Genomic DNA, 243 nt, shown 5'->3' with positions numbered 1-243 from the left:
CAATAATGGTTAAGCGTAATCTCAATGCAAGAATCCTAGGTAAAAAATACGATACTGAACATGAGATTGTTATTCAGTCGTTGGATAGCCGAGGAAATACGTTAAACACGGCAGAAATTACGCTCTTGCAAAGGGATGTTCAAAAGTTCATTAACTCTGCCCGTCGACAAGGACTAAGAATCACTGCTCTTCACAATCACTGGCTTTTCGATAACCCACGTCTCATGTATTTGCATATCGAAA

General features: G+C 39.5%; 1 protein-coding gene. It reads left to right on the top strand.

Features of this window, described 5'->3' with window-relative positions; translation table 11 throughout:
- On the top strand, window positions 1–243 hold a 243-nt coding region (locus SB775_RS32940; RefSeq protein ID WP_410865494.1), incomplete at both ends, for a DUF1259 domain-containing protein.

Source organism: Peribacillus sp. SIMBA_075 (assembly GCF_046534585.1).
This window is presented reverse-complemented; position numbering and strand designations above follow the sequence as displayed.